11 protein-coding genes are annotated in these 12964 nt (G+C 55.2%); 2 read left to right on the top strand and 9 right to left on the bottom strand.

Annotated elements, in window-relative coordinates; all coding sequences use genetic code 11:
• Positions 1-6: 6 nt before the first annotated feature.
• The 4 genes from ACZ51B_RS15195 to ACZ51B_RS15180 all read right to left on the bottom strand — a co-directional run bounded on the left by ACZ51B_RS15195 (position 7) and on the right by ACZ51B_RS15180 (position 2570).
• Positions 7-546, bottom strand: coding sequence for a hypothetical protein (locus tag ACZ51B_RS15195; protein ID WP_464294186.1), 540 nt, complete (start codon positions 544-546; stop codon positions 7-9).
• Positions 547-617: 71 nt separating this feature from the next.
• A complete protein-coding gene (locus tag ACZ51B_RS15190; RefSeq protein WP_464294185.1) occupies positions 618-971 on the bottom strand; it encodes an ArsR/SmtB family transcription factor in 354 nt (117 codons plus the stop codon).
• Positions 972-1016: 45 nt separating this feature from the next.
• Positions 1017-2012, bottom strand: a complete 996-nt coding sequence (locus ACZ51B_RS15185; protein ID WP_464294184.1) for an alpha/beta hydrolase — start codon at positions 2010-2012, stop codon at positions 1017-1019.
• Between the two features lie 21 nt (positions 2013-2033).
• A complete protein-coding gene (locus ACZ51B_RS15180; protein WP_464294183.1) occupies positions 2034-2570 on the bottom strand; it encodes a thioredoxin family protein in 537 nt (178 codons plus the stop codon).
• Between the two features lie 141 nt (positions 2571-2711).
• On the opposite strand from ACZ51B_RS15180, the gene ACZ51B_RS15175 reads away from it, so the two are divergent.
• Positions 2712-3206, top strand: a complete 495-nt coding sequence (locus ACZ51B_RS15175; protein WP_464294182.1) for a hypothetical protein — start codon at positions 2712-2714, stop codon at positions 3204-3206.
• 467 nt (positions 3207-3673) lie between these two features.
• On the opposite strand, the gene ACZ51B_RS15170 is transcribed toward ACZ51B_RS15175, so the two are convergent.
• Both ACZ51B_RS15170 and ACZ51B_RS15165 read right to left on the bottom strand, forming a co-directional pair.
• Entirely contained in the window at positions 3674-4120 is a 447-nt protein-coding gene (locus tag ACZ51B_RS15170; RefSeq protein WP_464294181.1) for a hypothetical protein, read from the bottom strand.
• Between the two features lie 97 nt (positions 4121-4217).
• On the bottom strand, positions 4218-6533 hold the full coding sequence (locus tag ACZ51B_RS15165) for an alpha-L-rhamnosidase-related protein (protein ID WP_464294180.1): 2316 nt from the start codon (positions 6531-6533) through the stop codon (positions 4218-4220).
• 200 nt (positions 6534-6733) lie between these two features.
• On the opposite strand from ACZ51B_RS15165, the gene ACZ51B_RS15160 reads away from it, so the two are divergent.
• Positions 6734-7708, top strand: coding sequence for a lipocalin-like domain-containing protein (locus ACZ51B_RS15160; RefSeq protein WP_464294179.1), 975 nt, complete (start codon positions 6734-6736; stop codon positions 7706-7708).
• A 6-nt stretch (positions 7709-7714) separates the two neighbouring features.
• Here ACZ51B_RS15160 and ACZ51B_RS15155 read toward each other — a convergent pair whose 3' ends face one another.
• Genes ACZ51B_RS15155 through ACZ51B_RS15145 form a run of 3 tightly spaced genes read right to left on the bottom strand, consistent with a single transcriptional unit; the run spans position 7715 to position 12944 of the window.
• Positions 7715-8932 (bottom strand): aminotransferase class V-fold PLP-dependent enzyme, encoded by a 1218-nt coding sequence (locus ACZ51B_RS15155; protein WP_464294178.1) that lies wholly within the window; start codon positions 8930-8932, stop codon positions 7715-7717.
• Positions 8933-8967: 35 nt separating this feature from the next.
• Positions 8968-11679, bottom strand: a complete 2712-nt coding sequence (locus tag ACZ51B_RS15150) for a hypothetical protein (protein WP_464294177.1) — start codon at positions 11677-11679, stop codon at positions 8968-8970.
• A 59-nt stretch (positions 11680-11738) separates the two neighbouring features.
• Positions 11739-12944 carry a hypothetical protein gene (locus ACZ51B_RS15145; RefSeq protein ID WP_464294176.1) on the bottom strand — a complete coding sequence of 402 codons (1206 nt, stop codon included), beginning with the start codon at positions 12942-12944 and terminating at the stop codon, positions 11739-11741.
• Positions 12945-12964: the final 20 nt, after the last annotated feature.

Below are 12964 nucleotides of genomic sequence, written 5' to 3'. Positions count from 1 at the left end.
TCTGTTTTAGTTTCTTGGTGTCGGCCATGCGGGAGTGCCGAAGCCGTAGACCCGGTTCGGGTGTGGGGCATCATAGGGTTCGCCCCCATCGAGGCCAAGTTCGAAATGAAGCATGGTCATCTGACCGCTCTTGCTGATGATGTGTTGGGCCATATGGAACAGATAGCCGCGGATGGTTCGGCTATGGCCGTCTGGGCTATATCTGGGTTCATCCATCAAGTGGGGCTCAATGGTTTGGATGAGCTCACGCCACGCATCCATTTCGCTTTCGAGCAAATCTAACATCTGGACGCGGTGCTGTGGAGGATCTGGAATGGCCACCTGGCATTTCGGGTCGATCACCGTGATCTCCTGCCGATCGGTCCGCAGCCACATCCACGAGTGCTCGCATATTTCGCGGGCAGTTGGGGTGCGTTCGGAGAAGCTCCAGTTCCATTTTTCCTCGGGAATTTCCCGTGCTCTACGAATGATTCCGCCGGTGAATCCACATATAAACTGCTCGAGCCCCCGGATCTCGCTTGATGGGGAATCCTCGTATGTGCCCACGGGGTTACTGTGCCCCTATGCTATTTTCATCCCTAAGGGCACTGACATGGGCCCACCTTGTAATGCGATGATTACCTTCCATTTGCATTCTCCTTGAGTTTTAGTTCCTCGACAACCAGGTCCAACTCGTCGAAACGAGCTGCCCATAGTTGGCGGTAGCTCTCGATCCATGCGGCTTCTTCTTCCAGCCTGCGTAGCCCGAGCTTGCAGGTCCGTACACGTCCGACTTTTTCTGTGGTGACGAGTCCGGCTTGTTCGAGGACGCCGATATGTTTCTTCATGCCCGTGAGGGTCATTTGGAACTTTTCGGCGAGGGCTGTGATCGATGCGTCCGCACGCCCGAGTTGCTCCAGGACGCCACGTCGGGTGGCATCTGAGAGCGCGCCGAACGTGGCATCGAAGTGACTTTGGCTATACTGAACCATGTGGTTCAGTATAGTACAGGGTTGGTGAGAATGCAAGAAAAAGTCTTATTTCTTGAAAGGCTGGTAGAAGCCTCGTTCGACCATGTCGTATGGATCGGTGATGATGGGGGTGGCGTCTCGCCATAGCCAGCGCATCATTTCGGGCAGGATTTGGCCTCCGAAGCTTTGGCCGTGGTTGTTCATTCCCCAGGTGTAGTTGAGGTCGTAGCCTTTGGCGGTGAGGGCTTTTTGGAGCCGGACGTTTTGGAGGTACCAGTCCCAGCGGGGATCGTATCCGTCTTTGCGTACACCTCGGTTGTCGTTTCGACCGTCGCAGAGGAAGACTCTGATCGGCTTCTTTTTGCTCTTGAGGACTCGCTCGGTATAGATGTCGCCGCCGTGGATGTTGGTGAAGCTGCCGACGATGCTGAGGACTTTGCGGAAAGCGTTTGGTCTTTCCCAGGCGACCATGAAGGCGGCTATGGCACCGGAGCTGGCTCCGCCGATTCCGCGCATTTCTGGGTCTTTCGAGATGTTGTAAGTCTTGTCTAGCTCGGGCATGAGCTCTTCTGTGATGACTTTGGCGTACTTGTCGTCGGGGGTGTTGTATTCGACCCCTCGGTTGGTGAAGCCGTCGCCCCAGCCGCGTTGTGGGGAGGGTTCGTCTTGCTCGGGAGTTCGGCCTGGGTTGATGAACACGCCGATCATCACGGGGATCTCGCGACGGTAGATGAGGTTATCCATCACGTTCTGAGCGCGGGTTCCGCCGTTCTCTTGCTTGAAGGCCTGGCCATCTTGGAAGATCATGAGGGCCGCGGCTTTCTTGGGGTCGTATTGGGCGGGGACGTAGACCCAGTAGGTGTGCTGTGTGCCTGGGTAGACGTTACTCTTGATCACAAAGGGGCCTTTGATTTCGCCCTTTGGGACGCCTGGCTCAACTAGGGAGTCGGGGCCTAGGTGGTAATGGGAGTCGGGGTTTTCCGACTTCACGGCTTGGCCAATGGCGACGCCGCAGGCAACTGCCAGCGTGATTCCTAATGCATAAGCAACTTTGCTTCTCATGCATGGACCTTACCCCGGTTGTTATGAGGACTCTTTAGTCTTCCTGCTCGACTCGAAGTAGGCCTTGAGTTCTTGTCTCGTTTGAGTTGGGAACTGGTGCGAGGTCTTGGCGATGAGGTCGATGAATGCGTTGATCTCGTCTGGAGTGCGGGGGAATCCGGCGTTTCCGGGGATGCTGCCTGTCTTGGGGCGATAGCTGTCTCCTAGCTTGTCGCCTTTGGGCGAGAGTATCACCAGGTAGGGCACGTCTTTCTCCGGTGCGCCTCTTAGCTTCAGCATCTCTTGTTCCCAACCTGGGTTCTCGTTTTTGCGAAGCTCATCTCGCTCGCGTATGTCGATCTCCGCTAGGACGTAGTTCGCTTGCAAAGTGGCGTGAAACTTTTTGTCGTTCCAGAGCTTCTCGAACCGCTTGCACCAGGGACACCATGACGCGTGGAAATACACGAGTACGTTCTTGTGCTCCTTCAGGGCGACGCGTTCTGCGTTGCGGACGACCTCGGCGGCGGATGGTGGTGCGGTGAGTATGACCGAGAAAAGTGCTAGGGAGAGTAGAGGCATGTTTGGGCTCCGGTTGCTGTTATTCTACTTAGTCTATGGACTATGCGTTCGAGCCACCGTCGTGATTAGACCTCTGTTTACGAAGGTTGGGTTGCTGTAAGATGACGACTGGACTCATCAGGTTTCGATGAAGTTGCTATCATGACGACATTCACCTACTCTCTTCTTTGTGTTCTCATCGTAGGTTGTGTTTGTATAGCGGCATATGTGGCATCTCGACCTGCATCTTCGGTTCGCTTCTGGGGGAATCTGGTTAGAACGAGAGCTTCCGAAGCACCTGAGGCGGATTTGAGCATCGGTTCGTTGCATGAGCAGCTGGCACGCATAAGGAAACTCGCACCTGGCAAGGCCTGCCTTGGCTACGTGACGGCGGATGGTTCTGAACACATTGCGATCGAGAGAACTCCCGAGGTTTGGTCTATCGAAATTTTGTCCTCGATCACGCAAATTCAGACCGCGAAACGTTGGCTAGAGACAGTAGATGCTCGTAATATAGCCATTGTTGAGGAAGGTTCTTTTGCCCAGTTTGAATTTTCGCTTGCGATGAATATTGAGTCGATTATTAGCGATTTGGCTCCGTTGGTTAAAGCAGATACGCCTTTGGATAGCTATCGTGTTGTGATTGACGATTTTTGATAGGGTGATTCCGACTTACTGAGATTGGTCAGTACAAGTCAGCCAGCAGTTCCTGCTTTCTTCTAGGCTGTATTTCAGTTTCATTTGACCAAGATACCGTCGCGTGCTGGATCAATCTCGTGCTGTAGACTTCAGGATCAGATGCATGGGTATTCACTAAATAGTCCTTATTCTGTCAAGAACTGCTTGGTTCTAACCTGCTTCGATAGTCGTTGAGGCCCCAGTACGCGGACGCGTTCGACACCGCCAGACATCTCCACGACGCTCTCAATGCCTTTGCGTTCGAGAAATCGCCGGTATAGGATCCGTTCTGCAAAGTCTTGGTAAAGAAATGATTCAACTCCAAGATTACGTGGGGAGGGAGCGAAACAGATTGCTGTGAACATCAAACAGTGAATCATTTTTGCTTCCTGCTAGGTCTTTGATGGTCGAGACGAGCAAGATCTTCGCCACTAGCTTATCCCACTCTAGAACTGAAACACCTCTACGTCTGGTAACTCAGAACCTTCGACGATTTTGTGCCATAGCTCCCACGAGATCGATGCTGCACTGGCTAGGTCTTCCGGGGCAACCCATGTATATGACGATTCTTGCAGGGAGGTTCCACCATTTATTATTCGAGAATCAATTAATTTGAGGTCGATGTCCGGTATCGAACTGTTTGAATGGGCGATTCCTTGCGAGGAGACTCGGAGCAGCATCTCGAGCCCTGCGTCAGTTTTCTCAAGCGAGATCACCGGCAAATACGTGGCTTTTCGTGTTAATGCGATACCCCACAGCCCTTCTAACTTTCCGAGTGTTCTTGCCTTCTCAATGAAGGCCTCCTTTAACTCGTCTGAGGTTTTGTAGAGATTAGATTCAATATCTAAGCTGGCAGTCCTTTCTGACTTGCGCTTTGGTTTCCAGAAAATCAATACATCACCCTACTGGCTGCTGACCTGTCCTAAGTTTGTAATGTTGACGTGCGAAGTGGGGGATTGTAACCCTCACTTCGCAACATTTGGGCCGGCACTAGGAGCCGATGATGGTTTGTTGGCCGGGGCCGACTTGCAGCGACGAGCCGTTTACTGGCATGCCGTCAATTGATGTGACGGACGACGGCAGGCTCACCGTGGCTGTAACACCTTTCGGGACTTTGAGTTTCACGACCAGCTTGGAATCCTGGCGATCGATGCGGAGTGTGATGTCGCCGTGAGGGGTTGGGATTGTGCCTGCGGCCCACTTGAGATCTCCTAGGCGGGGCGCGATGGTGCAGGTTTTGAATCCGGCGCCGGTTGGCTGGACTCCTAGCACGCATTCGGTGAGGAAGGTGGTGGCGCCGGCTGACCAGCCGTGACAGAGGCTTACGTGATAGCCTGCTGCGTCGTTGTCGTGTTCGTCCCACTGGAGGTGTGCGTGGAAGTTTTTCTTGTTCCAGTCGGGGCCGTAGGTCTCATAGAATGTGGTGGCTCCGTCCTTGACCATCTGGCCCCAGAAGCTGCGGACGTAGTCAAGACCTTCTTGCGTGTGGCCAGCGCCCGACATGGCTTGTAGCACGTAATTGCCGTAGTAGGGCGAGACGATGAACTCGGTTGGCTTTGTGTCGGGTGCGAAGATGCCTTGTTGGAACATCTTGCCCGCTTGGTCTGGGGTGGCGACGCCCGATAAGATGGCCATGGCGTTGGGCTGTTTTCTTTCGCTAAAGATGCCTTGCTCGGTTAGGAGATACTTTTGGGCTGCGAGGGTGAGACGCTTGTCCCAGGCTGCGTATTTGGCGGCGTTGGGTTCGTCTGCGAGCTCTTTGAGGAGGAAGACGGCTTCTTTGACGGCCCTCACTAGGAACAGATGGGTTGCCGTTCGTGAGAGCGGGGTGTCTTTGCCAAAGCCTGGCGACCAGTCTGTGTAGACCCAAGACCCGTGCTTGTTTGCAAAGAGGTCTTTCTCATCTACATCTTGCTGGCAGAACTCCAGCATCGACAACAGGGCTTGGTGCTGTGTCTTGAGATAGGTCTTGTTGTCGATGTGGCGGTAGAGGTCTGCGAGGCCTGCGATCCACGAGTAGGAGTAACCTGGAATTCCGTTGACGTGGCTCTTTGGGAGCTCGTTGGCTGGTCTGCCGCCTTGTGCACCATCGCGCAGTTTCTGGATGGTTTGCTCCATGAGGAACTGATCTGCGAAGACGTTGTTGATCACCTCGCCTGTCACGTGCAGATCGCCCATCCACACCCATCGGTCGCGCTTGGGGGCGTCCCAGATGTCTTGCTGCATGCAGGAGTGGGCCGTGTAGGCGCCGGTGTACCAGACCTGAGTCAGCAACGGATCTGAGCAGTCGAAGCGGCCTCGGTACTGGACTGGGTAGTACAGGTGATCCAGAGTCAGGTTGAGGCTCACGCGCTCTTGTTGTGCTGGAACCGTGATGGTTGCGAACCTGAGCGCTGTGTACTCCGTTGCGTTACCCGAGGCAGTGACCCACGGCTTGGCGAGGGCTTCTCCAGCGGACTCGCCGGTGCCAATGGTGAGTCCTGGTGTCGGGCTTTCGTTGAGGACGCGGCCAGTTAGCTCCTTGCCGAAATCGAAGATGACCTTCCAGTTGGAGGCGCTGTTCGTTCCGGTTGGGCGGTTGATTGTTATGTTGCTGGTTGCGTTGTGCCAGATTAGACCATCTGGATCGCCTTCGTAGGCCCATCGGGTTGGCGAGATCGGCATGTGGAACAGGTAGGGCGGGACCTCGTCCAGGGAGACAGGCCAAGCCTGCAAGTTTGTGCCCCAATTGCTGCCGCCTACTCGGCCTTCTTCGGTTGCAGGATGCCAGTTGTCGTCGCTGAAGTTTGGTTTGACCCAGGTTGCATCGGGCTCTTCGGTGCTCACTTTCCAGGTTTTGTCGGTGAGAACAGCGGGCCTGCCATCGATCTCTAAACGGACGACCAATCCGGCTGCATCTCCGTCGTTGTGGGCTTGTATGGCGATGGCGTTTTGGCCCTTTTGAAGCAGTGATGTGACGTCAACAGACTGCACTTTCTTCCATAGCTCGCGGTCGCCTGGATCGTTGGGGGTTGCGGTTGCTTTTTGGCCGTTCACGTAGGCGACAAAGCTGTTGTCGGCAGTTACGTACAGCATTGCCCTGGCAGGAACCTTTGCGAGCTTAAATGCTCGTCTCGCGTAGATCGTCTGGTTGTCCGAGGTCTTCGCGGCCCAGATCCAAGTGGCGTCCGGAGCCTTCTTGGTTTTTGCATCCGCCTTAGGAATGGGGCGGCCGTAAGTTGGGTCGAGCGTGGGTGGGTTGTGCTGGGCGGATGCCATCGCAGAACCAAACAGAATGAGATAGCAAAGCTGACGATGGATGATCATTTGTTTCCTGCTGGAGTGGCAAATTCTCATCGATGAGCTGCCGAGAGAGGTCAGCCCAACGATACCCCTTGTCGTACGACAGGTGTTCATCGGTTTGCCATGGCATCGCATGTAAATGCACCGTGTAGTTGGATGGCTCTGACAATATGGATTCGCCGGAACGCTGGTAACCTGCGGGACGCTATCTAGGTGAACCTTCTATGATGCCCCTTGCTGCCTTGCTCCTCACAACTCTTGCCCAGGCTGCGGGTGCTGGGGATGTTATCAAATCGTCCGAGCCAGGACTCATCGAGATCAAGATGCCACCGGATTGGACTCGCTCAGAGGCTGACGGCCGCATCACTTTTGTTCACGCTGCAGATGATATGAATGCGGTTTCGCGTGTTATTGTGCTTGGCGCTACACCTAAGTCAGGCTCGCTGGCCCACACCTTCCGAGATGCTTGGTCGACAATTCGTACTGGACTGTTGAAGAAGATGTATCCCAACAATCCATTCCCAGAGCATCTGGTGCCGCTCATCTTTCGAAACACAAAGGGGGTTCCGATTGCACTGGACGGTGACCAAGGCGTGATGCTTTATATGGTTGATTGTGGGGATAAGGTGGTACCGATCATTTGTCTGTTTGGGCGCGAGTCTTTGAACTCGTCGATTGATTACGCTCAATCGACCAAGCCGTCTGCCTTGGCTTTGGATATGATCAAGATGGCCAACGGGATCTCGTTGACGGCTGGCAAGCCAGAACCTGCACCCCTTTTCGACAGAGCTGAGCTGTGCGGGACCTACCACCATGTGGGAGTCGCCCAGATGGCAAAGTGGAGGAGTAGTGGAGGGGCGAATCGGGGGGATGCGTCGTCCGGTCGTGACGAGGAGTTGGTCTTCTCATCCGACGGCAGTTTCAGCGAGACCTCGACAATCGTGATCGAAGGCGGGGCTAGGAAGCCCGAGCATCTTAGCGGCACTTGGACTTTGAAGGACGACAAGATTGCCATTCACTACAGTGGCGGGAAGGCTCCGGATTTGATGCTCACGCTCTTTGGCCTTGGTCCTGACCGTCAAGCAAAGGTGTTTCGTGCGTATCTGATTCATGAGAAATACGTCGACAAGTTCTTCTATGAGATGTTCCGCCGAGGCGCTGAAATGAACACCTACTACTACACTCGCGAAATGAGGTGAGGTCGCTTAGGTGGCGGATTTGCTGATCTCTCGGAGGGCATGTACCAGTTGGGAGACCTCTGCGAGTGATGTGAACAAGTTCGGCGAGATTCGGATGCCTGCCACGTCCTGGCGATTTGCGGTTGTTACGTGGATGCGGTATTTCGTCAGAAGCGTGTTGGCCAGATCCGGAGGCTTTACGCCGTTTACGGCGAGCGTCAGGAAGGGTGCGCATACCTTAGGGTCCATGCTGCTCAGGAAGTTTATGCCTCGGACTCCATCGAGTTGGCGGACGATCTCCGAGCGTAAGTGGAGGAGACGGGCCAGTTTTGTATTGGCGCCGAGGCGGTGGTGGAGTTCGATGGACTCTTTGAGCGCCAGGAAGGGGGCGATGGAGTGGGTGCCTCGCTGCTCGAAACGGCTGATCTTGCCGTGGAGGTCGAAATCGGAGGGGTTGAGCGGCCAAATCCTGTCCATCCAGTCGCGCCGCACCGCTAGGACTCCGGTTCCCACGGGGCCCATCATCCACTTGTGCAGGCACGCTGCGTAGATGGCAGGCTTGCCGTCTGGTGGAAGGATGCCGACTGACTGTGCGCCGTCGACGAGCAGGGGAATCTTGGCTGTATCGCACCGCTGGCCGATCTCTCCGACTGGCAAGATTTGACCCAACAAGAACGTGACATGAGAGGACACCACCAAGCAGGTCTTACCGGTGATCTTGTCTGTAATTCGCTTGAGAAGTTCTGCGTTTGGGAGCGGCTCGCCGCCTAGGTCGGCGGTGGTGACCACCGTTTTGTGACGGCGGGAACGCTGGTCGGCGGCGGTGAAGGCACGTGGGTATTCCTGGGAGGTCAGCAGGATTTCGTCACCGGGAACGGCATCTACCCCGCTGATGGCCGTGTGCAGGCCGTATGTCGCGTTGGGGACGAGGGCCACTTCCTCCGCGGAAAAGCCGATGATGGCGGCCAAGTCTTTGCGCACTCCCTCTAACTCGTGGTCCTGCTTGCGCCACATGATGTAGCTGGGGTCTGCGGCTGCGCGTCGGCTCTCCCTCGCCATCGCCTCCTCCACGACTTTGGGCGGCGGGTTCACGCCCACGTGGTTGAACACGATGATGTCGGAGGGGATGGTGAACGCCGAGCGAAACTGCGTCCAATACGCCTCGTCTGTGGGATCGGGGACATCCGTCGACAGGATGGCGATGTCCCGTAACGTGGTGTTACGGAACGCCACGAACGCGGCCATCCCGCCGATGAGTTGTCGTCTGGATATGTCTATGGTTACTTCTTCTTCTTTTTAGACGGGGGCATGTCCATTCCAATGGTGAGTACGGCTGTGCCTTTCGAGTTCATGCTGCTGCCGAAGTGGAATGTCAGAGTTGCGATTCCATCATAACGAGCGAAGGTTCCGTCCGCCTGTTTATTGGATCCAGTTAGCTTTACCTTGATGCCTTTGAGAGGATCGACCCCGTCAATACGGATGCGATCGTACAAGAACACTTGCGTCGGTTTTTCCGAGTGGGCTCTTATCTTGCCGTTTTGCGTGTCTTCATATGCTGTCGCCTGGCCGGTGACGACTTCGAGTTTTATGTAAGCCTCATCCGCATCTGCTGATTTGAGAATCGTGCATTCAAAGGCTCTGCCTATGGCGCCGCTGGCGCCAACAGGAAGATAGAGCGAACCCACATTGGCGAGGCGGGTGGATGAGGTGTCTTTTTCGCAGATGTCTTCTGTAGTTGTACGGCCATACGAGTCGTTTACATTGAAGGTGACCAGACCGGGGCCGTTGGGTGATGGCTTGAAAGTGTAATTCCGCTCGATTGTATTCGCTTGTTTGATGGTATCGAGGATCTGTTGACGTTGAGCTGCGGGAAGTTGGCTGAGCGTTTGGGGATCGATGGTCGGCCTCTCGAACGGCTCGTCCAATGTCATGATTAGGTTCTCGATACTGAGTGACCTCTTGATAATGGTCGACTGGACGGTCTGCATGGCTTCTCCGCTTTTGCTACTGCTCTCCGCTCCGTTTATTTTGAGATGGAGGCCCACCCGGGCCGCATTTGGCTCCCAGTCCTTGACTTGGAGCGTAATTTCGGATGTGCCTGCCCACTTTAAGCGGTAGAGGTACTCCATGAGCGGCCCGATGAATCCCGCTGGATTGGGTCCGTCTTTAAAGCCCATGGCACCGAAAATCGCGTCGGTGAGATCCTGCGAGACGTCGCCGTTCTTTTTCACTTCTGGCGTCATTCGCACGATCACGGACTTCATTGCAGGGCGGATCAGAGCCGGGTCTAGGTCTTTGCTCTGAGCGCAACCTTCCACTTTGACTCGCGCCTCTCCATTCGAATTGGTTGGCACGTTGGAAGGGTTGCCGTTCTCTTTCCACTGAACGATGCCCGTGTTTTTGAGTGCCGAACCGTTTTCCACGATTTCCCAGGCAGTTTGGACGTCGCTCAAGGCACCCGTCTGGGGCATGTCCATGTCGAAGCCCAGGAAGCCGGCGACGACTCGGGCGTCCTTCATCCAGTTGGCGTACATGTTTGGGTCGAGTCTGACTTTTCCGACCAGGGTCTTTTCCTTGCCAGCCACCATGTCCTGGGTGCGAACGAGCGGCTGTCCCCCCTCGACTTCGATGGAGGATACGAGACCGGCGTAAGTCTCGATAAACTTCACGATGGCGTTAGCCAGGTTGGCTAGGCCGACAGCATTGCTCAGACCCTCTGGGCCGTAGTGGTCGTGAAGAAATGAGACGAGGGTTGTGACCGAGCCGACGAAACCATCCTCCTGCCAGCCCTGGAGGTAGTCGGAGGCAGCAGGCGGAGCTACGGGCAGGATTGAGGCGAGCAGATTCTCGTTGACGTACGGGAAGACGTTTACTAGGGCAGGCTTCGCCTTTTGCTTTGCTGCGAAGGCGATCTCCGAGGTGATGACTCGGGTGATCACCAACGCTTCCAGCGGGTCTACGTAGGCGTCGGCATTAAAGAGTGTGTCGGCTGGATTGGTGTGCCGGGATGCGAGCAGCGTGACGAACAGCGCGCTCATTCGAGTCTCTTTGCTATCTGCAAGCGTGCCGTCGATCAGCCATTGCCGGACCAGCGGCAGGGTCTTGATATCGACCTTGCCGTACTTCAGAAGGGAATCAAATGCCGAACACAGGTTGCCCAAGCGGCAGCCGTTTCCTTTCCGATCCATTGCACTAAACGTCTGAATCTCGTAATCGGTGAGGGCGAGTTTTAGGTCAACGGTGCCAGCGTGGTCTGCGATCTTTGTGTGATCTTCTTTACGGATGGTGAAACCGGCCAACCGCGCCATCTCGGTAAAAATGGGAACTGGGTCCTTGCTGGCGTCTTGCAGTTGGGCAGCCAATGCGGACATTTGTGAAGCTGCGTTACCCGTGCTCCCACCTGTCTGCCCCTTGGAGGTGCCAAGGAGAGGAGGCAACTCTACTGTTGAGTTACCACCGTCGGATTTTTGGTCTGTCTGGTTCTCGGTTGTCTTTAGCTTCAGAGTCGTGGCGAGCGACAGGAGTTCCTTTTCTTGGGCTGCAATGGTCTTGTCGCCCTGGCTGACGACCGCCATGAAAGCGCTCAGCTTGCCATCGGTTACGTATTCGTAGAGCTTCTTGATGGGGCCAGCGATATCGTCGGTGACTGCCGTCTGTGCAAGGTAAGTGAGGCCGCCACTTTTCGACTCGACCACCTCGCTCATCTTGCTCTTGGCTTTCTTTTCTGAGCTGGCGATCAATTTGCTAAAATCGCTGCTGGCGCCCTTTGAGGAAACCGGGAGGGCACGTGAGATCACCACGACGAGGGCTTCACCCTTGGCGGAAGGCGGGCAGGTCAATATGACAACGTCTTTGCCCTGCTTAGCTTCCCAGCCCGCGGGTTTGTTGAAATAGACACCGCCAAATTCGTCGGCATAAGCCTGAGTACTAGCAACGAATGCGATGCCAGCTAGTGCAAACCGAAACAACCAATGACTGCAACGAGTTCTCATTTTATAAACACACTCCAATTAGCAAAAAACAGTTGGGGGCTAACGAAACGTCCGACCGATCATCCGTGGGTTCGTTTGGGCAAGTAGAAGTAGCCACCTATTGCAAGCATGCCAGGCTGCGCCATGTAGCAGTCGTACACCCGGTAGCTCTCAGCGCCTAAGTTGAGCACGAGCAGGTAGCCATGTACGGAATAGGTGCCGTGTAGGATATCTGGGCCCGTGTAGTCGAGATCCTTTATTGAGCCTACAAGGCCGCGAAACATGGAAACGGATCCGTCCGCACCAAACACAAATGAGCCGGTGCCTTTGATCTCCCATTCGCCAACCAGGGCCTTAGCGGAAACTGGAGTGCAGGGTCGGAACACGTCCCGACCTGCTTTGAAAGTTTCCCCGTACTGGTCGCGTCCGGCTGTGAAGGGCGTTGTGGTCGTTCCTGAATGGTACGTGCGCGCCATGCGATCACCAGAGATCTCCCACTTACCGACATAGTCGCTGGTGTGGCGGGTTTCGGCTTGCATGTCGAACAGGTTTGGGCCGCCTAATTGGGGGTACATCACCAGCGTGTGATCCGGGAGGAATAGGTGGTTCTGGGGGGTTGGGAGATTGTTTGTCGAATAGGTCCACCACAAGCCCTGAGGTTGGCCATTCACGAGCTTGGCTGCAGGTATGGCGGTGCCGCGTCCACTCGGTCGCCACTTGACATCCCCCATGTTCGCATCGACTTCCGCATAGGGCACACCGCTTGCGGCCTTGTTCTCTGGCTGACTCGGCTGCAGGGTGGTGAGGAGCAATTGAATGGCCTCGCGTTGAGTATCCATGGTCTTCTCCCCTTGGCTGATGACCACCATGAAAGCGATGTGTTTGTCATCGGACACCAACAAGTACAGCTTCTTGATCAGTCCGTCTTTGTCATCGGTGGTTGCCGAGCGAGTTAGGTACGTGAGGCCGTTCTTCTTGGTCTCGCTCACGTCGCCAAGCGTGCTCTTAGCGTCCTTCTCTGTGTTTGCGACGAGCCGATCGAAGTCACTCTTAACCCCGTTTGCAGAAACGGGCATGGCACGCGAAACAACTGCAACAAGGGCATTGCCCTTTGTCGCTGCAGAGCAGGTTAAGATGACAACGTCTTTTTTAGGAGTAGCTTCCCAGCCAACAGGCTTTTTGAAAACCACGCCACCGAATTCGTCTGCAGGAGCTTTCGCACCGGCGATAAGCATGCCAATGGCGAAGGAAGCGCGGGCGAGCCGACTCAGGTTGTTAGCTTTCATTTTGTACTCCAGTTCTGTGC

The organism is Fimbriimonas sp. LA-C6 (assembly GCF_055398105.1).
Note: the sequence above shows the minus strand (reverse complement) of the source record. Positions and strands in the feature narration are given on the sequence as shown.

Excerpts from the sequence above, each read along its gene's own strand:
- ACZ51B_RS15190 (WP_464294185.1), bottom strand. The coding sequence starts at position 971 with ATGGTTCAGTATAGCCAAAGTCACTTCGATGCCACGTTCGGCGCGCTC.
- ACZ51B_RS15150 (WP_464294177.1), bottom strand. The coding sequence starts at position 11,679 with ATGAGAACTCGTTGCAGTCATTGGTTGTTTCGGTTTGCACTAGCTGGC.
- ACZ51B_RS15160 (WP_464294179.1), top strand. The coding sequence starts at position 6,734 with ATGATGCCCCTTGCTGCCTTGCTCCTCACAACTCTTGCCCAGGCTGCG.
- ACZ51B_RS15175 (WP_464294182.1), top strand. The coding sequence starts at position 2,712 with ATGACGACATTCACCTACTCTCTTCTTTGTGTTCTCATCGTAGGTTGT.
- ACZ51B_RS15180 (WP_464294183.1), bottom strand. The coding sequence starts at position 2,570 with ATGCCTCTACTCTCCCTAGCACTTTTCTCGGTCATACTCACCGCACCA.
- ACZ51B_RS15165 (WP_464294180.1), bottom strand. The coding sequence starts at position 6,533 with ATGATCATCCATCGTCAGCTTTGCTATCTCATTCTGTTTGGTTCTGCG.
- ACZ51B_RS15145 (WP_464294176.1), bottom strand. The coding sequence starts at position 12,944 with ATGAAAGCTAACAACCTGAGTCGGCTCGCCCGCGCTTCCTTCGCCATT.
- ACZ51B_RS15185 (WP_464294184.1), bottom strand. The coding sequence starts at position 2,012 with ATGAGAAGCAAAGTTGCTTATGCATTAGGAATCACGCTGGCAGTTGCC.
- ACZ51B_RS15155 (WP_464294178.1), bottom strand. The coding sequence starts at position 8,932 with ATGGCCGCGTTCGTGGCGTTCCGTAACACCACGTTACGGGACATCGCC.